Raw genomic sequence first — 21,894 nt, 5'->3', positions numbered from 1 at the left:
GGTCCATCGTTTACAGCGTCAGCAGTGTTCGAAACATCCGTTACAGCAGTCTTTCGTTACAGCAGGGGCGCGAGGTATGCGGCCCAGCGCGACACGGCTTCGGGGCTGCGCAGCAAGTCGTTGCGCACCTCGATCAGCAGCGAGTCGAGGCCACGGGCATCGCCGTGCACCGGCACAGTCATGTCGCCCAGCGGATCGATCTTGTACGGCTGGTTGCCGGCGACTTTCAGCGGATGCTCGCCAAGGCCATCGAGCACGCCTTGCGCGTACCTTGTGGCCTGACCAAACAACACGCCGATTTCCAGTGGACGCGGCTGGCCGTAATACACCGGGGTGAAACTGTGAATCCCCACCACGCGCACCGCTTGACCGTTGGCGAGGCGCTCGTCGATCAACGTCTGCAAGCGTGCGTGAAACGGCTTGAACAGGGTCTGACGGCGGTACTCGCGTGTGGCTTCGTCGAGGTCGCGATTGCCCGGGACCTGATAAATCTCGCTTTGTGCCGGGATGCTGTCGGGTGCATGCCGCGGGCGATTCAGATCGATCAGCAGCCGTGAATAATTGGCGCTCAACAACGTCGCCCCCAGTGTCTGCGCCAACTGCTCGGCCAGTTGCAGCGCGCCAATGTCCCAGGCGATGTGTTCACGGGCCGCAACGTCGTCCAGGCCCAGATTGTTCAGGGCGTCGGGGATGTAGCGGCTGGCGTGTTCGCACACCAGAATCAACGGGTGCGTCGAGTCCTCGCGGCTCAGGTTGTAGGCCGGTCGGGTGTACAACCCCAGTTCGGCGGATTCAGTACAGGCGTGCATAGTGCTCACACAAGTCAGCGGGCGAGAGCTGTTCCGTCAGCGCCAGTTCCTCGGTTTTCAGGGCGTGGTAGGTGTCGAGCAACGGCTTGGGCAGCCAATCATTGAAGGCTGCACTGTCGCGCAGGCAGTCCAGTGCCTGAGCCAGCGAGGCGGGCAGGGCAACAATGCCCCGGGCCTTGCGCTGCTCGTCGTTGAGTGAATCTGGAACGTCATCGGTGATGGCGTTCAGCGCCAGACGCTGTTCAATGCCCAGTCGTCCGGCGATCAACAGGGCCGCCATCGCCAGGTGCGGTGAGGCGGTGGCGTCCATGGCGCGGAACTCCAGGTTGAACTGCTGGGCCACGGATTTTCCGCCCAGCGTCACGGTCGGGCAAATGCGCAGCGCCGCTTCCCGGTTCTGTTGGCCGAGGCAAGCGTAGGACGCGCTCCAGTGATGCGGCTGCAAGCGTTGGTAGGAAACCGGCGTCGGCGCGGTGAACGCACACAGCGCCGGCAAGTAGTGCAGGATCCCCGCCGCCCAATGCTGACCAAGGCTCGACAGGCCGTTGCTGGTGCCCGCGTCGTAAAGCATCGGCTGGCCGCTCAGATCAAGCAGGCTGACGTGGAAGTGCACGCCGTTGCACACCGCATTCTCAGCAGTTTTGGGGGCGAAGCTCAGATCCAGACCCAGTTGCCGGGCGATCTCGCGGGTGATTTCACGCACGTTTACCGCGCGGTCTGCCGCAGCCACACCCAGCGTCGGGCGACAGGTGATTTCGTATTGGTGCTTGCCGTATTCGGGCAGGAACATTTCCGGCTCGACGCCGCCGGCGCGCAGCGCGCTGAGCAACCAGCCACCGAACTCGGCGCCTTGACGCTGGGCTTCGAGGGAAAACGCCAAGTGCTCGGCAAAGCCTGCGTGCAGGTTGAACTCATGCTCGAACGCAGCGTTGACCTGCAAGCCCAACTCGTCACGATAACGCTCCACTTCATCGCGCAGCAGCGTACGCGGGCATGCGCCCCACGGGCGGCCATCGGTTTCGCGGATGTCGCCGTGGATGAAGTCCAGCGCTGGGGCATCGGCATCCGGGCCATTGTTCACGGTCACGCGGCTGCTCAGATCCGGGATCAATCGCAGGTCGCCGTAAGCGCCCCACGGATTGTTCGAGGCGATGATGTCCTGCGGGGTCAACGCACTGTTGGCCGGCACCCAGCCACAACCGGCCGCCTGATAATGCTCCAGCTCATCAGTGGGAAACGAGCGACCCCGGGTGATGCCAATCAAGTCGGTGGTGACGATGGTGGTCATCGGCAGCGGCGTCAGGCGAGCGCTCATGGCTGCATCTCCTGCAAACGGCCGAGCACGGTGGCGGTGTCGGTGATCCAGCAATAACCCTTGATCGCGTTCAGGCAGGCGTCATGGCGTTCGGCGCTGTAAGTGGCGCAGGCGTCTTCGACCAGGGTCACCAGATAACCGCGGTCGGCAGCGTCACGCACCGCCATGTCTACGCACTGGTCGGTGACGATGCCGGCGATGATCAGGTGACGGGTTTCAAGGTTGCGCAGCACGTAGTCGATGGCGGTGGAGTTGAACACGCCGGACGAGGTTTTCGGCAGGACGATTTCGTTTTCCAGCGGTGCCAGCTCGGTGATGATCTGTGCCTGCGGGCTGCCCTTGGGCAGGTGCATGTCTGACAGTTTGTGGTCGAGCGAGCGATCGCGACCATCAGCAGTCAGGCTTTCAATAATCGTGTGCAGCACGTTTTGCCGCGCCTGGCGAAAGGCGCTGAGCAGGCGTTGCTGGTTGGGCACCACCTGCGCGCGGGCACGGCCGAGGAAGTACTCGGCGTCCGGGCCATTGAGGTGTGGGTCGAACTGCGGTTCGAGCCAGGCGCGCTGCATGTCGACCAACAGCAGCGCGGTCTGGTCGGGGGCAAACGGCAGATCCCGTGGCGAGCGGTGGGGAAGGCTGAACATCCTTATTTATCCTCCAGCAGGTGAGTGGCGAAGTCATTGCGCAGGGCGTCGATGCCTTCCAGGCGATCGGCCAGATCGGGGCCGCGCAAGGTCAGGCAGGCGATCAATGCCTCGACCTGAGCCAGCGCCGGCACCATGGTGTCGAACGGTGATGCCGATTCCACCGGGGCGCTGATGATCAGATCAGCCATCTCGCGCAGCGGCGACGCATAGATGTCGGTAAACAGCACCACTCGGGCGTTATTGTTTTTCGCAGCACTGGCGACGCGCAGGGCCTGGGTCTGGTAGCGGCGATAGTCGAACACCAGCACCACGTCCTGGCGTTGCAGGTCGAACAGCCGGTCGGGCAGCAGCGCGTTGTCTTCCAGGGCAAAGCAACCGGGGCGCAGCAAGCGCAGATGATTGAGCAGATAAGTCGCCATCAGGCTGCTGAAGCGTCCGCCGAAGCAGTACACCTGGTGACGTGTGTCGAGTAGCCAGTCGGTGAGGATCCGCACGTCTTCCGGCTGGGTCAGCGACTGGGTTTCGACCAGCAGGCGATGGCTCTCGCCCAGATAATGGCCCCAGGCGTCATCCTTGTTTTGATGCGCACGCGGCTGCAACAAGGTACGCGGCGAGCGCAGGCGATGGTCCATGTCGCTGAGCAGCGCTTCCTGGAATTCGGCATAACCGCCAAAACCGAGTTTTTTCACCAGCCGCACGATGGTTGGATCACTGACACCGGCATGTTCGGCCAGACGTGCCATCGGCCCCAAGCCATTGCGCGGGTACTGATCAAGCAAGGCGCGAACGACTTTGCGCTCCGACGGCGTAAGATCCAGGCCGGGATCGGTGATCAGGTCTCTGAGAGGGGGCATCCGGGCTCCTGCTGGATGGAGGGGTGTTGAATTCGCTTCATAATCCGTTAAAACAGTATTTATGTAACTGGCGCTACATGTCTAGTGAATTTTTTGTCCTTTTGCCAAGGCCCCAAAATGGAGCAAGATGCCCGTGTAACAAGGGCTACACGGTAGTCGTTCTGCTTTGTAGTCCATTGCCCACAGTGATGTCAGATTTTGCCGATTTTACGGAAGTCAGGCGGAGTCCTCGTGAATGATGCATTGCCCGCAAACCCGCGGGATACGCGACAATTGTTCAATAACGCGGCAAGTGCTGCGGATTTTTCAGACCTTTCCATTGAGTGACTGCTTGTGCGAACCAGCCGTTTGACATTGATTTGCCATGCTCGAACCGTCGCACAGAAATTGTCGCGTTTTCCTACGAACGAACCTGTTGAAAATCAGAGTTTGGCGTCTGACTCACTGGCTGACCGCTTCGATGGCGCGTTCCGTCTGCTATGCGGCCCCGAGTTACGCACACGGCAGACCGCTGAGTGGTTTGGCCCGGATGCCGAGATCGATCCGGCATTGCGTGATTGTGATTGGGGCCGCTGGCACGGGCAGTCGCTCAAGCAGCTGCAGAATAGCGACGCGCAAGCATTGCAAGCGTGGCTCGCCGATCCCCACGCCGCACCGCCCGGCGGCGAGTCGGTGGTGCAACTGGGCGAGCGAGTGGCGGCATGGCTCGATGGGTTGAAAGCCACGCCAGGGCATATTGTCGCCATCACTCATCCTTACATCGTGCGTGCGGCGCTGATGCAGGTGGTGCAGGGCGCTGCATTCAATGCAATAGATGTCGAGCCGCTGGCAATGGTCGATTTGCGCTTTAACGGTATCTGGCGGCTACGCTTGCCCGGCATCGACATTGAGGAGGCTGTCTGATGAAAAAGCTGCTGGTGATCGGCATCGGTGCCGGTAATCCGGACTACATCACGATGCAGGCGGTGAAGGCGCTGAATCAGGTCGATGTGTTCTTTCTGATGGATAAGGGCCAGAGCAAAAACCAACTGATCGATCTGCGCCGCGAGATCTGTGAGCGCTATATCACCGATCCCGGCTACCGTTTCGCCGAAGCCCATAGCCCCGAGCGCGAGCGCGGCGATGTTGACTACGCGGCCAGCGTCGACGACCTCAACCGCGCCAAGCAACACACCTTCGAACGGCTGATCAACGACGAATTGTCTGACGGCCAGTGCGGTGGTTTCCTGGTCTGGGGTGACCCGGCGTTGTACGACAGCACGATTCGTATTCTGCAGGCGATTCTGGCTTCAGGCCGGTGTGACTTCGAGTTTGAAGTGATCCCTGGCATCACCAGCGTTCAGGCGTTGGCGGCGCAGCACAAAGTGCCGTTGAACACGATTGGCCGCTCCGTTGAAATCACCACCGGCCGGCGCTTGGCGGCGGGTCAGGTGAGTGACGCGGACAGTCTGGTGGTCATGCTCGATGCTGAAGATTCCTACCATTCGGTGGCCGATCAGGACACCGAGATTTTCTGGGGCGCCTATCTGGGTACGCCGGATGAGATTTTGCTCAGCGGCAAGCTCAAGGATGTCGCGGATGAGATCGAGCGGGTACGCAAGGCCGCGCGGGCTGAACATGGCTGGATCATGGATACCTATCTGCTGCGCAAACCCTAGATTTTCGCTGGCCTTTGAGAAACCTCAGGACCCGGCACTGACCTCACGCCCAAACCGCTCGCGATAAACCGACGGCGGCACCCCGACCACTGTGCGAAACGCTACCCGAAAGCTCTCCACCGAGCGGTACCCACAGCGTTGAGCTATCTGCTCGGTCGTGTGCGCCGTGCTCTCCAGCAACTCCCGCGCCCGTGCCAGTCGCTCATGTTGCAGCCACGTCTTGGGTGATTGGCCATTGGCCTCGGTAAAGCGCCGCAAAAAGGTGCGCTCGCTCATCGCCGCTTCACTGGCCAGATCACGCACTTCCAATGGTTCATGCAGGCGCTCGCGGGCCCATTGCATGACCCGTGACAGATCGTTGCGCGGTGTCGGGCTGACCGGCGTCGGAATGAACTGCGCCTGACCACCGGTGCGTTGTGGCGACATCACCAGACGCCGTGCCACGGCGTTGGCCACTTGCGTACCGAAGTCTCGCGCCACCAGATGCAGGCACGCATCAATCCCGGCGGCGCTGCCCGCTGAGGTAATCAACTGACCCGCGTCGACGTAAAGCACATCGGGGTCGACTTCGATGGCCGGAAAACGCTGCGCCAGTTCTGTGGTGTATCGCCAGTGCGTCGTGGCGCGATGCCCGTCGAGCAAACCACTGGCGGCCAGCACAAAGACTCCGGAGCAGATCGACAACAGCCGCGCGCCTCGGGCGTGGGCCTGCCGTAGCGCTTCGATCAGTGCAGCAGGTACTGCAGCATTTCGATCGCGCCAGCCGGGAATGATGATGGTGCGGGCCTCGGCCAACAGGTCCAGCCCGCCATCGGCCAACACCTGAATCCCGCCCAAGGCGCGCATCGGGCCTGGGTCGACTGCGGCAATGGCGTGCTCGTACCACGGGAAATCGAATTCGGGCCGCGCCAGGCCGAAGATCTCCACGGCAATGCCGAACTCGAATGTGCAGAGGCCGTCGTAGACCAGAATCGCGACCAGACCTGGTGATGTCGGCATTTGGCGGAAAATTCCCGGTGAGTGTCTTGTGCGCCACTGTAGCGATTCACCGTGGCTGGATAAAGTCTGTTCATACCCAACCGACGTAGGAGCAACACCCATGACCAGCCTGGTTCGCGAAATTCCTGCCGCGCCTTCGGCCATCGCCTTGATGCATTTCAGCAATCGTCTGACCTTCGAAACCGATTGTTCCGACGTCTTCAGTAGCCAAGAAGCCGGTGAGGTCGATTTTGTCCTGGTCGACGTGCGCGGGCCGCTGGCTTTCGAACGCGGCCACGTGCCGGGCGCGATTAATATCCCGACGCGGTCTCTGACGGCAGAGCAACTGACCAGCTACCCGAAAACCACGCTGTTCGTGGTCTATTGCGCCGGGCCGCACTGCAACGGCGCGAACAAGGCTGCGGTGAAATTGGCGGCGCAGGGTTACCCGGTCAAAGAGATGATCGGCGGCGTGACCGGTTGGCTGGATGAAGGCTTTCAACTGAGCGTGGCGACAGCGGCCAAAACCCCCATTGCCTGCGAATGCTAATGCCTGTGTAGGAGCTGCCGAAGGATGCGATCTTTTGATTTTTTTAGAATCAGGATCAAAAGATCGCAGCCTTCGGCAGCGTCCTACAGGGGATTTCTGTGCTGTTTGAGGGCTTGTCCTACAGCCTTTGCACCACGACGGCGCAGCCTTTGACCTCGGTCAATCGGCTCGCCGATTTTCTGTAAGTATTTGTCGCATCAACACAATTTACCCTGTGCGCGCCGCCATAGACTGCCGGCCACTTCGGTATTTGCCGCTAAATGGCCATGACCGAACGCTGAATCGAAAGCTGCCAATAAAAGCCTCCGCACACAGGAGTAATAAATGAAGAAGCTAGTGATGTTTGGTGCCCTGGCACTGTCGATGTTGTCCCTGACCGCTGTGGCCGAAGACGCCAAGCCGATTCGCATCGGTATCGAAGCCGGTTACCCGCCATTCTCGATGAAAACCCCTGACGGCAAACTCGCCGGTTTCGATGTGGATATCGGCGATGCGCTGTGTGAGCAGATGAAAGTCAAATGTACCTGGGTCGAGCAGGAATTCGATGGCCTGATCCCGGCGCTGAAAGTGAAGAAGATCGACGCGATCCTGTCGTCGATGACCATCACCGACGACCGCAAGAAGAACGTCGATTTCACCATCAAGTACTACCACACCCCCGCGCGTTTCGTGATGAAGGCCGGTTCCGGTGTCAAAGACCCGCTGACCGAGCTCAAGGGCAAGAAAGTCGGCGTGTTGCGCGCCAGTACCCATGACCGCTACGCGACCGAAGTGCTGGTGCCGGCCGGGATCGAACTGGTGCGTTACGGCTCGCAGCAGGAAGCCAACCTCGACATGGTCTCCGGGCGCATCGACGCGATGCTGGCCGACTCGGTCAACCTCAGCGACGGTTTCCTGAAAACCGACGCTGGTAAAGGCTTCGAATTCGTTGGCCCGACCTACGAAGACGCCAAGTACTTCGGCGGTGGCGCCGGCATTGCTGTGCGCAAGGGCGATACCGCGCTGGCCGAGCAATTCAACAAAGCCATCACCGAAATCCGCGCCAACGGCAAGTACAAGCAAGTGCAGGACAAGTACTTCGACTTTGACGTGTACGGCCATTAATACGCCGTAAAAAAAAGTGGCCCCGTTGACGCGGTGGCCACTTTTTTTGCGTTTTAATTGTGACGAGATCCTTGTAGGAGTGAGCCTGCTCGCGATAGCGGAGTGTCAGATGCCATCGGTACTGAATGTAAAACCGCTATCGCGAGCAGGCTCACTCCTACAGGGGATCTGTGTGATCCAGCTATTGAGGAGTTTTCCCATGCAACGCATTGATCATGTCCTGCCATGGAGTCATCTCGGCAGTGAGCGCTCGCTGAGCGTGTTCCGTTATGGCGCAGGGCCGCGCAAGGTTTACATCCAGGCCAGCCTGCACGCCGATGAATTGCCGGGCATGCGCACCGCGTGGGAACTCAAGCAGCGCCTGAACGAACTTGAGCAGCAGGGGCGTTTGCATGGCGTGATCGAGCTGGTGCCGGTGGCCAACCCGATCGGTCTCGATCAGCATCTGCAGGGCGCGCACATGGGGCGCTTCGAGCTGGGCAGCGGCAAGAATTTCAATCGCGCTTTCGTCGAACTGAGCGCCCCGGTGGCGGCGTCGGTGGGTGAGCGCCTGGGCGCGGATGCCGAAGCCAACGTCGCGCTGATCCGCCAAACGATGCTCCAGGTTTTCGAAGACTTGCCAGCCCCGGCCTCGCAACTGGAGGCGCTGCATCGTCTGCTGCTGCGTCATGCCTGCGACGCCGACATCACGCTCGATCTGCACTGCGATTTTGACGCCGCGATTCACTTGTATGCGCTGCCGCAACACTGGCCGCAATGGCAATCGCTGGCGGCACGTTTGCAAGCGGGCGTCGCGTTGCTCTGCGAAGACTCCGGTGGCAGCTCGTTCGATGAATCCTGTTCGACACCGTGGCTGCGCCTGGCGCAGGCCTTCCCGTCGGCGGCGATTCCGCCGGCCAACCTGGCGACCACGCTGGAACTGGGCAGCATGGGCGACACGCGCGTCGATCAGGCACAGGCCAATTGCGAAGCCATTCTGGGCTTTCTCGCCGAGCAGGGTTTCATCAGCGGCGAATGGCCGGCCGCGCCAGGCGAGTGCTGTGAAGGCATGCCGTTCGAAGGCACCGAATACCTGTTTGCTCCGCACCACGGCGTGGTGAGCTTCCTGCGCAATGCCGGTGAGTGGGTGGAGAAGGGCGATGCGCTGTTCGAGGTGGTCGACCCGCTGCAGGATCGCGTCAGCACCGTGCGCGCTGGCACCAGCGGTGTGCTGTTTGCGATCGATCGCGGACGCTACACCGAGCCGGGGATCTGGCAGGCAAAAGTGGCGGGGCGGGTCCCGTTTCGCACCGGGAAACTGACTAACGACTGACAGTCTTCGGCCTCATCGCGAGCAAGCTCTACGCCTGCAAGAGCTACACCGAACTTGCAGGAGCAGAGCTTGCTCGCGAAGAGGCCATCAGCAACACCGCCACATTTGGATCCTTGCCTGAGAATGCTAGGCTCACCCCCGAACCCGACACTCTGTTAAGGAAGGCTTATGTTCAAGGCGTTTGCTCTGTTGACCTTGCTGGCATCCACCGCCGTGCAGGCTCAAACTTCGCTGCAAAGCGATCTGCCGCTGAAGTACATCGAGCAGGTTCACGCGGACGCGAATCCGCGGCCGTTGGTGATTTTCCTGCACGGCTACGGCAGCAACGAAGCCGATCTGATTGGCATGAAATTCCAGCTGCCGGCGCAGTACAACTACCTGTCGGTGCAGGCCCCGTTATCGTTGGGCGAAGGGCGCTACCAATGGTTCCGCAAGAAAGGCGAAGGTGCCTACAACGGTGAGACCGATGATCTGAAGGTCAGCGGCCAGAAGCTGCGTGACTTTGTCGCGCAAGCGGCGAAGAAATATCACGCCAGCCCGGACAAGGTGTACCTGATCGGTTTCAGCCAAGGCGCGATGATGACGTACGAAGTGGGGCTGCGACCGCCCGCAGCGGTAGGTGGTATTGCGGCGTTGAGCGGACGTTTGCTGCCGGTGCTCAAAACCGAGTTGAAGGCGGAGCAGCAACCGCTGCCACTGAGCATCTTCATCGGCCACGGTACGGCCGATGATCGTGTGCCGTATCACGACGGCACCGAGGCCAATGCGTTACTGCAAAAGCTCGATTACAAGCCGCAATTCCACGCTTATCCCCGCGTCGGCCACAGCATCAGTGCGGCCGAACTGCGCGATTTGAATGGCTGGTTGCAGCAGCTCAATCCTTGAGGATGGTTTTCACCAGCGCCTCGTGGCCGGCCTTGTCGCTGACCCGGGAAATCACCTGAACCAGCGCCATGTGCGTGCCGGAACCGGCCATCAACGTGGTGTTGAGGGTCTGACCACCGCCCTGGGTGGCCGTGCTATCGACCTGGCGCAGGCCGAGACCGGTGCTTTTCTGGGTCAGGCTTTTCTCGGTGAGCTTGTTGAAGTCCGGCAGGGCTTTGCGCTGGGCGTCGATGAAGTCGGACACGGTGCCGTCGAGGAACGCACTGTCGTTGTCCTTGACGTTGTTGCCTTCAGGAATCAGGTTCTCGGCGGCGATGACCACGGTTTTAGTGGTCTGATTGGTGTACATCGTGCCCTTGGCGCCAGTCGGGCCGGCCGGCAGCGGGTCGGCGACAAAACCCTTGGGCAGGACGAAGGTAAATTTGCCTTCGAGCATCGAGACTTTCTCGGTCGTGGCTTTTTCCTTGGCCTTGGCCGCCTGAGCGTTGATGGCGCCGAGACCGGCGATGGCCGCCAGCAGCAGGACGACGGCTTTCTTGCTCAACAATGACATTCGAATCTCCGAGGAATGGACGCGTTTAGGCGGCCGATCATCCCATGCGGCGCGTTGCCACTCCAGCCCGGCTCGTCTGAACCCACCTTCTGGGGTCGGTCATTAATCTTGTGGTGAGGGGATTTATCCCCGTTCGGCTGCGCAGCAGTCGTAAAAAAGATGGGCGCGCTGCGCACGCCAACGGGGATAAATCCCCTCGCCACAGAGGATAAATCCCCTCGCCACGGGGGACAGTTTCAACGTTGAGGTTGGGGTGTTTTGGAGGGGGGAGGCTTGGCCAGCAGCTTACGGGTGACCACCTTCTGAGGTCGGTTGTGCACCTTGTGGTGAGGGGATTTATCCCCGTTCGGCTGCGCAGCAGTCGTAAAAAAGATGGGCGCGCTGCGCACGCCAACGGGGATAAATCCCCTCGCCACAGAGGATAAATCCCCTCACCACAGGGGACAGTTTCAACGTTGAGGTTGGGGCGTTTTAGAGGGAGGAGGCTTGGCCAACAGCTTACGGGTGACTCCTAGCATCGCCACTGAAACCGCGACACCCACCGCAAACCCACCCAAACCCATGCTCGGCAATGTCAGCGCCGACACCAGGCAGAACGCCGAAAACGAATACATGCCCGTCGCCGTCGCGCGTAACAGTACGGCGGTAAATTCAGGCCCGCGCGTCTGCTGGGAAAACACCGCCATGACACTGCCGAGTACCGGGAACACCGCGAGCAGTCCGCTCCAGCGTTCACCGACAGTGCTGGCGAGCATCGTCACCACCAGCGTCAGCGCCGCGCCGGCGATCATCCGCCAGATCAGTTTGTCCGACTTCGGCGCCGTGCTGTTCAGCACCGGTTGCACGTCGGGAAACAAGTACGGCGAGGCGAGCAAAGCAATCGCCGCCGCGACCACAGAGAACGGCAGCGACGGCGCAATCACCGACAACACCGACGCAAGCGCAGCCCACACCGCCAGTGAGATCGCCAGCGCCCACGGCCAGTTGGCGCGCTGCGCGACCTGCGCGTAGGTGATACAGAACGCAATCATCGCGAACATCGCCGACAACGCAGCCACCGCCGATTGCGCGGCAAACAGCGGCCCTTGTTCGATGGCGAGGAAAAACAGGATCGGCCCGACCACCACCGGCAACCCCGACAACCAACCGGCCACGCTCGGCCCCCAGCGTTTGCCCGCGAGGGAAATCAGCAGCAGAAAACCGGGAATCAGCAGCAGTTTGAGGATCAGCACGCAGGTGTCTCCGTCGGGTGAGAGGCGCTCACGTTAGCACCGCCGATAAGCGATTGCTGCATGTGTGTGCAATTTTTGTATACAAATTAGTCGCTGCGATCCGCGCTATGCTCTGATTATCCAGACTTGCTCGGAGTTGACGCGGCGATGAACAGAACTCCCAAAGTGTTGCGTGGATGTTGTGGCATCGGCTTGTGGGCCTTGTTGTTGACGCCGACCTGGGCCAATTGGCAGGACGCGGTGCCCGGTGCGCAAATTATTGGCACGGGCGATTTCAGCGTTTGGGGTTTTGATGTGTACAACGCGCGTTTATGGAGTGCCGCGCGGCCACTGGCGGACGGCCAGCCCTTTGCGCTGGAGTTGATCTACCGCCGCACGATCTCCCGCGATGATCTGGTCAAGGCCAGCGTCGATGAAATCAAACGTCTGGCCGGGACTAAAGTCAGCCCGGCGCAACTGGCTGGTTGGCAGAACCAGATGCAGCAATCGTTCGTCGATGTGCAGGCCGGCACTCGGATCACCGGAGTGTATCTGCCGGGGCAGGGCGCGCGGTTTTTTGTCGGGCAGCAGTTGCAGCATGAAATTGATGATCCGCAGTTTGCTCGGGCGTTTTTCGATATCTGGCTGGATCCGCGCACGCGCAGTCCCGAACTGCGCGAGCAATTGTTGGGTGTGAGTCGATAGAAATCAAAAGTTCGTTTGATCTTCAAGGTTATGGCTTAAACGTCTAAGCTGCGTTTTTCCGACTTGTTTCTGGATGTGTTCGTGAAATTCAGTGTGCCCAAAATCGCCACCGCGCCGTTTTGTCCGCCGGAAGTGGCCGGCAGTGTCGCGGTCGATCCCAACGCCTCTTTCTTCAAACGTGTGCTGCGTTTCGCCGGTCCCGGTTTGCTGGTGTCGATCGGCTACATGGATCCTGGCAACTGGGCGACGGCGATCGAGGCCGGTTCGCGGTTTGGTTACAGCTTGTTGTTCGTGGTGTTGCTGGCGAGTCTGGCGGGCATGGTTGTGCAGTGCCTGTGCTCGCGTTTGGGCATCGCCACCGGGCGCGATCTGGCGCAACTCTCCCGCGAGCGCTACAGCACGCCGACCGCGCGGCTGCAATGGGTGCTGGCGGAGATCTCGATCATCGCCACCGACCTCGCCGAAGTGCTCGGCTGCGCGTTGGCGTTCCACCTGTTGCTCGGTTGTTCGCTGACCTTCGGCATTGCCCTGACGGCGTTCGACACACTGTTGGTGCTGGCCTTGCAGAATCGCGGTTTCCGTCGACTGGAAGCGATCATGTTGGTGCTCGTCGCGACCATCGGCGTGTGTTTCTTCGTTGAACTGGTACTGATCAAACCGTACTGGCCTGATGTTTTCCAAGGTTTCAAACCCTCGTTGTCGGCGATCAGCGATGCCGCGCCGTTATACCTGGCCATTGGCATCCTCGGTGCGACGGTGATGCCGCATAACCTTTACCTGCACACTTCAATCGTGCAGACGCGGATGATCGGCAAGGATCTGGCGAGCAAACAGGACGCAGTGAAGCTGGCGCGCATCGACACCATCGGATCATTGGCGCTGGCGTTGCTGGTCAATGCGGCGATTCTGATTCTCGCGGCCGCCGCGTTCCATCAGTCGGGGCACACTGATGTGGTGGACATTCAGGACGCTTATCACTTGCTCGACCCGCTGGTCGGCGGCGCGCTGGCAAGTGTGCTGTTCGGGGTGGCGTTGCTGGCCTCGGGACAGAGCTCGACTTTCACCGGCACTATCGCCGGTCAGGTGATCATGGAGGGCTATCTGAACCTGCGGATACCGTGCTGGCAACGGCGCTTGATTACCCGTGGGCTGGCGCTGATTCCGGCGTTTATCGGCGTGTGGCTGATGGGTGACAACGCGGTGGGCAAGTTGCTGGTGTTGAGTCAGGTGGTGCTGAGTCTGCAACTGCCGTTTGCGCTGTATCCGCTGATTCGCATGACCAATGACAAACAGCTGATGGGGCCGTTTGTGAATCGGCTGCCGACGCGGGTGTTGGCGTGGGGGTTGTTTGTGGTGATCAGCGGGGCGAATGCCTGGTTGATCCTGCAATTGGCTGGGTGATTTTCAAAGCTCCCGTGGCGAGGGGATTTATCCCCGTTCCAGTGCGAAGCGCTGGCAAAAATCTGTGTCGAGTCGACATTTCTGGGCTGCTGCGCAACCCATCGGGGATAAATCCCCTCGCCACAAAAGCGATGAAACCAGACAGCGAGCGGATGTCGTGGATCCGCCCGCCGCCTGTATTGCTCTTTTTGCTTACGCGCGCTCCAGCGCCAGCGCTACACCCTGGCCGCCACCGATGCACAGGGTCGCCAGACCCTTCTTCGCATCTCGCTTGATCATTTCATGCAGCAGCGTCACCAGCACGCGGCAACCCGACGCACCGATCGGATGGCCCAGCGCAATGGCGCCGCCGTTGACGTTGACCTTGCTCAGATCCCATTGCAGATCCTTGGCCACTGCCAGCGATTGTGCCGCGAAGGCTTCGTTGGCCTCGATCAGGTCGAGTTGGTCGATTTCCCAGCCGGCCTTGTGCAGGCAGCGGCGGGTCGCCGATACCGGACCGATGCCCATGATCGCCGGGTCGACGCCAGCATTGGCATAAGCGGCGATTTTTGCCAGCTCTGGCAGACCAAGCGCTTTGGCTTTTTCGGCACTCATCAGAATCACGGCGGCGGCACCGTCGTTCAGCGACGAAGCGTTGCCAGCGGTGACGCTGCCGTCCTTCTTGAATGCCGGACGCAGTTTCGCCAGGGATTCGGCGGTGGTGGCACCACGCGGCTGTTCGTCGACCTTGAACGCAACCGGATCGCCTTTGCGCTGCGGGATCAGGATCGGGGTGATTTCATCGACAAAACGCCCGGCCTCGATGGCGGCGGCGGCTTTCTGCTGCGACGCGGCAGCGAAGGCATCTTGCTGCTCACGGCTGATGTCGTATTTCTCGACCAGATTCTCGGCGGTGATACCCATGTGGTAATCGTTGAACGCATCCCACAGACCATCGCTGATCATGGTGTCGACGATTTGTGCATGGCCCATGCGCAGACCGGTACGTGCGCCCGGCATGACATAGTTGGACAGGCTCATGTTTTCCTGACCGCCGGCGATGATCACATCAGCGTCGCCGCAACGGATCGCTTGCGCGCCGAGGTGCAAGGCTTTGAGGCCCGAGCCACACACCTTGTTCAGGGTCATGGCTGGCACGGCGTGAGGCAGGCCAGCCTTGATCGCAGCCTGACGCGCCGGGTTCTGGCCGGCACCGGCGGTCAGCACCTGGCCCATGATCACTTCATCGACCTGGGCACCGTCCAGACCCGTCTGCTCAAGCAACTGGCGAATGACCGCTGCGCCCAGATCCACGGCGGAAACGCTGGCCAGCGCCCCCTGGAAACTGCCGATCGCGGTACGCGTGGCGGCAACAATTACGACGTCTTGCATTTTCGAATTCCTCACTGGGCAGCGAACTGCATTTCCGGTACGTGATCCGGGACGATCATTTTACCAGCGGTTTTTGCGACGATTTCCTCGACGCTGACGCCAGGTGCGCGTTCCTTGAGGACAAAAGCGCCATTTTCGATTTCCAGGTAGGCAAGGTCGGTCAGCACACGCTTGATGCAGCCGGCGCCAGTCAACGGCAGGCTGCATTTGGATAACAGCTTCGACTCACCGTCCTTGGACGCGTGGGTCATGATGACGATGATGTTATCGGCGCCAGCCACCAGGTCCATCGCACCGCCCATGCCCTTGACCAGTTTGCCGGGAATCATCCACGAGGCGATGTTGCCTTCGACGTCGACTTCGAACGCGCCCAGCACAGTCAGGTCGACATGGCCTCCGCGGATCATCGCGAAGGATTCGGCGGAGTTGAAAATCGATGCGCCGACGCGTGCGGTCACGGTCTGTTTGCCGGCGTTGATCATGTCGGCATCGATGGTTTCTTCAGTCGGAAAGGGCCCCATGCCGAGCAGGCCGTTTTCCGATTGCAGCATGACTTCCATGCCTTCAGGAATGTAGTTGGCGACCAGGGTCGGAATGCCGATACCGAGGTTCACGTAGAAGCCGTCCTGCATTTCGCGGGCGACGCGCTGAGCCATTTGTTCGCGGGTAAGTGCCATGTTGTTATTCTCCGTCAGCCTGAATTATTTGCGGATGGTGCGCTGTTCGATGCGTTTTTCGAACGTGCCGCAAATGACCCGATCGACGTAGATGCCCGGGGTGTGGATCTGCGATGGGTCCAGTTCGCCGGGTTCGACGATTTCTTCGACTTCAACCACAGTGATCTTGCCCGCGGTGGCGGCCAGCGGGTTGAAGTTCTGCGCGGTGTGGCGGTAGATGACGTTACCGAAATGGTCGGCTTTCCAGCCTTTGACGATGGCGAAGTCGCCGGTGATGGATTCTTCCATCAGGTACTTGCGACCCTTGAACTCACGCACTTCCTTGCCTTCGGCGACAGGTGTACCGACGCCAGTAGCGGTGAAAAAGGCCGGAATGCCGGCGCCGCCTGCGCGCATTTTTTCGGCGAGAGTACCTTGCGGGGTCAGGATGACTTCGATTTCGCCTTTGAGCAGTTGCTCTTCGAACAGCTTGTTTTCGCCGACGTAGGAGGCAATCACTTTGCTGATCTGGCGGTCGGTGAGCAGTACACCGAGGCCAAAACCGTCAACGCCGCAGTTGTTGGAAACCACGGTGAGGTCGCGGGTGCCCTTGCGCTTGATTTCGGCGATCAGGTTTTCCGGAATGCCGCACAGACCGAAGCCACCGGCGATGACGGTCATGCCGTCCTCAAGCCCGGCGAGGGCTTCCTCGTAGGAACTCACGCGCTTGTCGAAACCTGCCATATGCACCTCTTTTATTATTTGCGGGCGGCTGGCTAGCCGAATGACTGGAGTGTCGCGCTGGACGATATATTTGTTAAGTTGATTTTTAAGGTTGATTGATAGATAAATCTCAACAATATCTCTCCCATTCACCTAGCCCCTGTAGGAGCTGCCGCAGGCTGCGATCTTTTGATGTTGTTTTTTTAAGATAAAAGTCAAAAGCTCGCAGCCTGCGGCAGCTCCTACATTAAGGTCGCCTGACGCCCATGACCATCAAACAAATCCGTGCCTTTCTCGCCGTCGCCCAAAGCCTCAGCTTCGCCGTGGCCGGCGAGCGCCTGCACCTGTCGCAATCGGCGCTCAGTCTGACCATCAAGGCTTTGGAGGAGGGCTTGGGCGGGCGCCTGTTCAGCCGCAACACGCGCAATGTCGCGCTGACCCCGGAAGGTGAATCGCTGTTGCCGCTGGCCCGGCGTCTGATCGCCGACTGGGACAACGCCGAAGATGAAATGCGTCAGCGCTTCAGCCTGCAACGCGGGCGGGTGACGCTGGCGGCGATGCCGTCGTTTGCCGGCAACCTGTTGCCGCCGATCCTCAAGACCTTCCGGGCGCGCTATCCGAACGTCAGCGTCACGGTCAACGACGTGATCAACGAGCAAGTGCTAGAGATGGTTCGCGACCGCCAGGTGGAACTGGGCGTAGCGTTTGAGCCAATGCAGAACACTTCGATGACGTTTACAGCGCTTTATATGGATCGCTTCGTCGCGGTGGTGCCGCAGGATTCGCCGCTGGCCGCACGCACCGAGATCGACTGGCAGACACTGTTGCAGGAGCCGTTTATCACGTTGCAGCGGCCCTCGACTGTACGGGTGATGCTTGAAGAGCATTTGCACGCGCGGGGCATGAAGTTGCCGGTGGAATTTGAAAGTCATCAATTGGCAACGGTCGGGCGGATGGTTGCCAGTGGACTGGGGGTGAGCGCGGTGCCGGCACTGTGCGCCGAACAGATGCAGGAGTTGGGCGCGCGCTGCCTGACGCTGAATGATTCGGTGGAGCGGGCAATCGGCGTGTTGACCGAGCCGGGCAATGAACTGTCGGCGGCGGCGCAGGCGTTGTTCGACATCCTCAAGGCCGAACACTGAATACTGATCCCTGTAGGAGCCTGCGGCAGTTCCTACATGGATTTGTGTGGTCAGGGGGGCAGGTGTTGGGTCAGTAGGGGCAACAAGTGTTCGCAGGAGGCTTCGATTTTCAGATCCAGCAAATCATCTGCCCGGGTCTTGCCCAGGTTGATCGCCATCAACGGTTTGCCTCTATCCGCAATCACCCGGCACAAGCGAAACGCCGAGTAGGCCATCAACGAAGACCCGATCACCAGCAACCCTCCGGCATTCTCGGCCGCCGCCATCGCCCGCGCCGCTGTGGGCTGAGCCACGTTTTCACCGAAAAATACCACGTCCGGTTTCATCCGCTCGCCATCGCAATGCGGGCAGCGCGGCGTTTGAAACCGAGCTTCGAATGCCGGATCAAGCAGCGTGTCGCCATCCGGCGCCTGCACCGCATCGACCCCGGCCAGATACGGATTTTGCGACTCCATCAACTGCTGAATCGCATTCCGCTCGCTGCGCTGACCGCAATCCAGGCACAACACTCGATGCAGGCTGCCATGCAGTTCGATCACATCCTGGCTACCGGCCTGATCGTGCAGGGTGTCGACGTTCTGCGTGATCAGCCCGCTGATCCGCCCGTGACTCTGCAGACTCGCCAATGCCTCATGCGCCGCATTCGGCTGCGCCTGGCGCACTCGCGGCCAACCGAGCATCGCCCGCGCCCAATAACGGCGGCGTGATTCGGGAGCGGCGAGGAATTCCTGATACATCATCGGCTGACGGCCACGGCGCACTCCTTCGCTGTCGCGGTAATCAGGAATGCCAGAAGGCGTGCTGATGCCGGCGCCGGTCAGCACCAGAAAATCGTCATTGGCCATCGCTTGCAACAGCATGTCGAGGTGGTCGTGGATCGCGCTGTCGAGCATGGCAGTGCTCCGAAGAGGACATGGATGCTTCGCAGATTAGCACTACCTCTGTGGCGAGGGAGCTTGCTCCCGCTGGACTGCGCAGCAGTCCCATGCTTGATTATCAAGAAGGGCCGCTTCGCGCCCCAGCGGGAGCAAGCTCCCTCGCCACAAAAACTTTTTCACCCAATGGCTTTCACACATCAGTGGTTACTTGCGTGCCTCCAGAATGAGGTTGAATGGAGTTTGCGTCGCCCGACGAAACTGGCTAAAACCTGCATCAGTGAAAACCTTGCGCAGCCGCGCCTCGCCCGCCTGAGCACCCAGTCCAAGGCCGACTTCCTGGAGCAGCGAATTCGGCGAGCAAATGAACGTCGAGGCCGCGTAAAACAACCGTCCGACCGGTGTGATGTTGTCGTCGAGTGAATCATTGGCAAACGGCTCGACCAGCAACACCGTCCCGTCATCCTTCAGCGACTCGAACGCATGGCGGGCCGCACCGACCGGATCGCCCATATCGTGCAGACAGTCGAAATAGCAGATCAGGTCATAATCATCGCCGGGATAGCTTTTCGCCGTGCCCTGGAAGAACCGCACGCGGTTGCTGACTTTTCCTTCTTCAGCACGCTGTGTGGCGATGGTGATCGACGGTGCGTGGTAATCGAATCCGACAAACCGCGAGTTGGGAAAAGCCTGAGCCATGATCACCGTCGACGCACCGTGTCCGCAGCCGATGTCTGCCACTTTTGCCCCGGATTCAAGTTTGGCCGTCACACCTTCGAGCGCCGGCAGCCATTCGGCAATCAAATGGCCCTTGTAGCCGGGGCGGAAGAACCGTTCGGTACCGCTGAACATGCATGGATGATGATCGCCCCAGGGCAGGGCGCCATTGCCGCGCATGGCTTTGACCAGTTTGTCCTTGTCGTGGAAAAACGACGCCACCACCCCGAGGCCGCCCGCGACGTAAACCGGTGAGTCCTCGATGGCCAATGCTAAAGCCTGTTCTTCCGGCAGACGGAACTGGCCCTCTGAATGTTCCATGTAGCCGGACGCCGCATGAGCGCTGAGCCATTCACGTACCAGTCGCGGGTTGCAGGTGGTTTTTTCGGCGAGGCTTTCGGGGCTGATCAGTTGGCTGTCGGCCATCGCCCGGTACAGCCCGAGTTCTTCGCCGACGATGACGTTGGCGAGCATCGCTGCGCCACCCATGTCGTTGACGAGTTTGCCCATGAATTGATCGAGTCTGAGTTCGTCCATGATGCTGCTCCTGTACTGGATCACGATCCAGAGGTCTTGCTGATCCCAGGCATTGCACCTCTGGGGTGCGATCGACGCGGGTTTGAGCGATGACTGCGTCCTGCTTTCCATCGTTCGGTTTTGCCCTTTTGTATCAGGCTAATCAATCAGTTTAGTTGCCCGAAGCGTTGATCTCCCGTTCAGGGTGCAGGGCCATCAGTCTACGAAGCAACGAGGGCGCTCGATACTGTCAGATATGACAGGTATGAATAGACGGTTTCTTATGCCTTTGCACGCTAAGCAGTGCTTTGCAATCAAGGCTCACAAGTCACGCACCATCAGCGTGTGTTCGTTGTCCCAGGCGTGAAACCGCTCCACGACCCTCCAGCCGCGTTTGGCGTAGTAGTCCTGTTTGTTCTGCGTGTGCAGATACAGGTGCGCCAGACCATGGCTTTTCGCTTGCTGGCAAACCCCGTCGATCAAGCGCTCCGCCAGACCCTGGCCGCGAGCCTCGGGGCTGACAAATACACAGGCCAGCCAAGGGCCGAGATCGGGTCGATGCGCCAGATCGTCGCGGGCTAGCGCGGCACCGCCAAGCAGATGCCCATCGTTCAGAGCGATCAGGCACGACCAATTGCCGTTGCTTTGGCCTTGGGCGAATTCCGCTTGCCACTCGGTCAGTGGCTGGTGCGCGTATTCGTAGTGAAACTGCCGATGAATCCATTCGGCGTAAGTGTCGCTGTGCTGCATGTGCTGCGCGAGCCAGTCGAGGTGCAAAGTCATTGGGAGAGTCCGTTCGGATGGCGTTGCCGACATGAAAAATCATTCCCGGGCGACTGGCAATCCCGAGGGTGTTGCGGCGGCTTTACAAATTCCTGCCACTCATCGGCCAACACGCGGTTTTGCGGGCTTGGCGGACGATTGGCAAAGACGCAGGTCAGGCTCGGCGCGATAGTGGGCGAGCAGGGCGCTGTCGACCTGTTACCGATATGAAGCGGAGCTCGAAGCCATGAGTACCCCGATTGATCTGACGGCCCTGAAAGAACGCCAGAAAGTCGCCTGGGCCAGCGGCGATTACGCGGTGATTGGCACCACATTGCAAATTGTCGGTGAAAACCTCGCCGAAGCCTGCGACTTGCGCTGCGATGAACAAGTGCTGGATGTCGCCGCCGGCAACGGCAATGCGACATTGGCGGCCGCGCGACGTGGTTGTCTGGTGATGTCCACCGACTACGTTGCGGCGCTGTTGGAGCGCGGGCAGGATCGGGCTCGGGCGGAGCATCTGGATGTCACATTCCAGGTCGCCGATGCCGAAGCGCTGCCGTTCGAAGACGATAGTTTTGACGCGGTGCTTTCGACTTTCGGTGTGATGTTTGCGCCGGATCAGGCGCAGGCGGCTGCCGAACTGGCGCGGGTCTGTCGGCGTGGTGGACGCATTGGTCTGGCCAACTGGACGCCGGAAGGCTTTGTCGGCCAGATGTTCAAGGTCCTCGGCCGACATCTGCCGCCTCCCGCCAGTGCCCAGCCACCCTCGAACTGGGGCATGGAAGCCTGGTTGCACACCCATTTCGACGAGCGCGATTTTCTGCTGCAAGTCACCCGCCGCACCTTCAACTTTCGTTACCGCTCGGCGGCACACTTCATCGACATTTTTCGGCATTGGTATGGGCCGGTGCACAAGGCGTTCGCGGCACTCCCGCCGGAAAGTGGGCTAGCGTTGGAAAGTGATCTGGCGGAACTGTTGAACAAGATGAATCGTGCGGGCGAGGGCTCGCTGGTGGTGCCGAGCGAGTATCTGGAGGTGGTGATTACCAAGCGCTGATCTGAATCTAGAATCAGTAGAGATCCCCTGTAGGAGTGAGCCTGCTCGCGAAAGCGGTTTTACATTCAGCATCGTTGTCGACTGGTCTTA

Annotated in this window: 23 protein-coding genes; 10 read left to right on the top strand and 13 right to left on the bottom strand. The window is 60.2% G+C overall.

Annotation, left to right across the window (positions count from 1 at the left end):
• Positions 1–56: 56 nt before the first annotated feature.
• The 4 genes from JFT81_RS09065 to JFT81_RS09050 are packed head-to-tail and all read right to left on the bottom strand — an operon-like array spanning position 57 to position 3,622.
• Positions 57–809, bottom strand: coding sequence for an N-formylglutamate amidohydrolase (locus tag JFT81_RS09065; protein WP_201227024.1), 753 nt, complete (start codon positions 807–809; stop codon positions 57–59).
• Positions 793–2,124 carry a glutamine synthetase gene (locus tag JFT81_RS09060; RefSeq protein ID WP_201227023.1) on the bottom strand — a complete coding sequence of 444 codons (1,332 nt, stop codon included), beginning with the start codon at positions 2,122–2,124 and terminating at the stop codon, positions 793–795. The genes JFT81_RS09065 and JFT81_RS09060 overlap by 17 nt, the downstream gene beginning before the upstream one ends.
• Positions 2,121–2,765 carry an isochorismatase family cysteine hydrolase gene (locus JFT81_RS09055; RefSeq protein WP_201227022.1) on the bottom strand — a complete coding sequence of 215 codons (645 nt, stop codon included), beginning with the start codon at positions 2,763–2,765 and terminating at the stop codon, positions 2,121–2,123. Before JFT81_RS09055 ends, JFT81_RS09060 begins: the two co-directional genes overlap by 4 nt.
• Positions 2,766–2,767: 2 nt before the next feature.
• Complete coding sequence (locus tag JFT81_RS09050) at positions 2,768–3,622, bottom strand: MurR/RpiR family transcriptional regulator (protein WP_201227021.1); 855 nt, start codon at positions 3,620–3,622, stop codon at positions 2,768–2,770.
• Positions 3,623–3,955: 333 nt separating this feature from the next.
• Between JFT81_RS09050 and JFT81_RS09045 the strand changes: the two genes are divergently transcribed.
• Together JFT81_RS09045 and cobF are read left to right on the top strand one after the other, a co-directional pair.
• Positions 3,956–4,525, top strand: a complete 570-nt coding sequence (locus JFT81_RS09045) for a phosphoglycerate mutase family protein (protein ID WP_201227020.1) — start codon at positions 3,956–3,958, stop codon at positions 4,523–4,525.
• Positions 4,525–5,280 (top strand): precorrin-6A synthase (deacetylating), encoded by a 756-nt coding sequence (gene cobF, locus JFT81_RS09040; RefSeq protein WP_201227019.1) that lies wholly within the window; start codon positions 4,525–4,527, stop codon positions 5,278–5,280. The genes JFT81_RS09045 and cobF overlap by 1 nt, the downstream gene beginning before the upstream one ends.
• A 24-nt stretch (positions 5,281–5,304) precedes the next feature.
• Here cobF and ftrA read toward each other — a convergent pair whose 3' ends face one another.
• Positions 5,305–6,279, bottom strand: coding sequence for a transcriptional regulator FtrA (gene ftrA, locus JFT81_RS09035; protein WP_201227018.1), 975 nt, complete (start codon positions 6,277–6,279; stop codon positions 5,305–5,307).
• A gap of 100 nt (positions 6,280–6,379) precedes the next feature.
• Between ftrA and JFT81_RS09030 the strand changes: the two genes are divergently transcribed.
• From JFT81_RS09030 to JFT81_RS09015, 4 genes are all read left to right on the top strand, one after another.
• On the top strand, positions 6,380–6,808 hold the full coding sequence (locus JFT81_RS09030) for a rhodanese-like domain-containing protein (protein WP_201227017.1): 429 nt from the start codon (positions 6,380–6,382) through the stop codon (positions 6,806–6,808).
• 324 nt (positions 6,809–7,132) lie between these two features.
• Entirely contained in the window at positions 7,133–7,912 is a 780-nt protein-coding gene (locus JFT81_RS09025; protein WP_201227016.1) for an ABC transporter substrate-binding protein, read from the top strand.
• 199 nt (positions 7,913–8,111) lie between these two features.
• Positions 8,112–9,224, top strand: coding sequence for a succinylglutamate desuccinylase/aspartoacylase family protein (locus JFT81_RS09020; RefSeq protein WP_201227015.1), 1,113 nt, complete (start codon positions 8,112–8,114; stop codon positions 9,222–9,224).
• Positions 9,225–9,392: 168 nt separating this feature from the next.
• A complete protein-coding gene (locus tag JFT81_RS09015; RefSeq protein WP_201227014.1) occupies positions 9,393–10,109 on the top strand; it encodes a prolyl oligopeptidase family serine peptidase in 717 nt (238 codons plus the stop codon).
• Here the strand turns inward: JFT81_RS09015 and JFT81_RS09010 are convergent.
• Together JFT81_RS09010 and JFT81_RS09005 are read right to left on the bottom strand one after the other, a co-directional pair.
• A complete protein-coding gene (locus JFT81_RS09010; RefSeq protein ID WP_201227013.1) occupies positions 10,099–10,662 on the bottom strand; it encodes a hypothetical protein in 564 nt (187 codons plus the stop codon). The two genes, JFT81_RS09015 and JFT81_RS09010, sit on opposite strands and share 11 nt — an antisense overlap.
• A gap of 449 nt (positions 10,663–11,111) precedes the next feature.
• Positions 11,112–11,894 (bottom strand): hypothetical protein, encoded by a 783-nt coding sequence (locus JFT81_RS09005; RefSeq protein WP_201227012.1) that lies wholly within the window; start codon positions 11,892–11,894, stop codon positions 11,112–11,114.
• Positions 11,895–12,041: 147 nt separating this feature from the next.
• Here JFT81_RS09005 and JFT81_RS09000 point away from each other — a divergent pair, with 147 nt between their 5' ends.
• Complete coding sequence (locus JFT81_RS09000) at positions 12,042–12,578, top strand: chalcone isomerase family protein (protein ID WP_201227011.1); 537 nt, start codon at positions 12,042–12,044, stop codon at positions 12,576–12,578.
• An 81-nt stretch (positions 12,579–12,659) separates the two neighbouring features.
• A complete protein-coding gene (locus tag JFT81_RS08995; RefSeq protein WP_201227010.1) occupies positions 12,660–13,979 on the top strand; it encodes an Nramp family divalent metal transporter in 1,320 nt (439 codons plus the stop codon).
• Positions 13,980–14,171: 192 nt separating this feature from the next.
• Here JFT81_RS08995 and JFT81_RS08990 read toward each other — a convergent pair whose 3' ends face one another.
• From JFT81_RS08990 to JFT81_RS08980, 3 genes are read right to left on the bottom strand one after another with little or no spacing between them, the layout of a single operon-like run.
• On the bottom strand, positions 14,172–15,353 hold the full coding sequence (locus JFT81_RS08990; protein ID WP_201227009.1) for an acetyl-CoA C-acetyltransferase: 1,182 nt from the start codon (positions 15,351–15,353) through the stop codon (positions 14,172–14,174).
• Positions 15,354–15,364: 11 nt separating this feature from the next.
• On the bottom strand, positions 15,365–16,030 hold the full coding sequence (locus tag JFT81_RS08985; protein WP_201227008.1) for a CoA transferase subunit B: 666 nt from the start codon (positions 16,028–16,030) through the stop codon (positions 15,365–15,367).
• A gap of 24 nt (positions 16,031–16,054) precedes the next feature.
• The gene (locus tag JFT81_RS08980) at positions 16,055–16,753 is read right to left on the bottom strand and encodes a CoA transferase subunit A (protein ID WP_103306907.1); all 699 of its coding nucleotides are present in this window, start codon (positions 16,751–16,753) and stop codon (positions 16,055–16,057) included.
• Between the two features lie 245 nt (positions 16,754–16,998).
• Between JFT81_RS08980 and JFT81_RS08975 the strand changes: the two genes are divergently transcribed.
• Positions 16,999–17,874: a LysR family transcriptional regulator gene (locus JFT81_RS08975; RefSeq protein ID WP_201227007.1), complete on the top strand. Its 876-nt coding sequence runs from the start codon at positions 16,999–17,001 to the stop codon at positions 17,872–17,874.
• A gap of 50 nt (positions 17,875–17,924) precedes the next feature.
• Here JFT81_RS08975 and JFT81_RS08970 read toward each other — a convergent pair whose 3' ends face one another.
• The 3 genes from JFT81_RS08970 to JFT81_RS08960 all read right to left on the bottom strand — a co-directional run bounded on the left by JFT81_RS08970 (position 17,925) and on the right by JFT81_RS08960 (position 20,765).
• Positions 17,925–18,767: an NAD-dependent protein deacetylase gene (locus JFT81_RS08970; protein WP_201227006.1), complete on the bottom strand. Its 843-nt coding sequence runs from the start codon at positions 18,765–18,767 to the stop codon at positions 17,925–17,927.
• Positions 18,768–18,956: 189 nt separating this feature from the next.
• Positions 18,957–20,003 (bottom strand): class I SAM-dependent methyltransferase, encoded by a 1,047-nt coding sequence (locus JFT81_RS08965; RefSeq protein ID WP_201227005.1) that lies wholly within the window; start codon positions 20,001–20,003, stop codon positions 18,957–18,959.
• 300 nt (positions 20,004–20,303) lie between these two features.
• A complete protein-coding gene (locus JFT81_RS08960; RefSeq protein WP_201227004.1) occupies positions 20,304–20,765 on the bottom strand; it encodes a GNAT family N-acetyltransferase in 462 nt (153 codons plus the stop codon).
• A gap of 226 nt (positions 20,766–20,991) precedes the next feature.
• Here JFT81_RS08960 and JFT81_RS08955 point away from each other — a divergent pair, with 226 nt between their 5' ends.
• Complete coding sequence (locus JFT81_RS08955) at positions 20,992–21,804, top strand: class I SAM-dependent methyltransferase (RefSeq protein WP_201227003.1); 813 nt, start codon at positions 20,992–20,994, stop codon at positions 21,802–21,804.
• The last annotated feature ends 90 nt before the right edge of the window (positions 21,805–21,894 follow it).

The organism is Pseudomonas sp. TH43, from assembly GCF_016650635.1.
Taxonomy (GTDB): domain Bacteria; phylum Pseudomonadota; class Gammaproteobacteria; order Pseudomonadales; family Pseudomonadaceae; genus Aquipseudomonas.
Note: the sequence above shows the minus strand (reverse complement) of the source record. Positions and strands in the feature narration are given on the sequence as shown.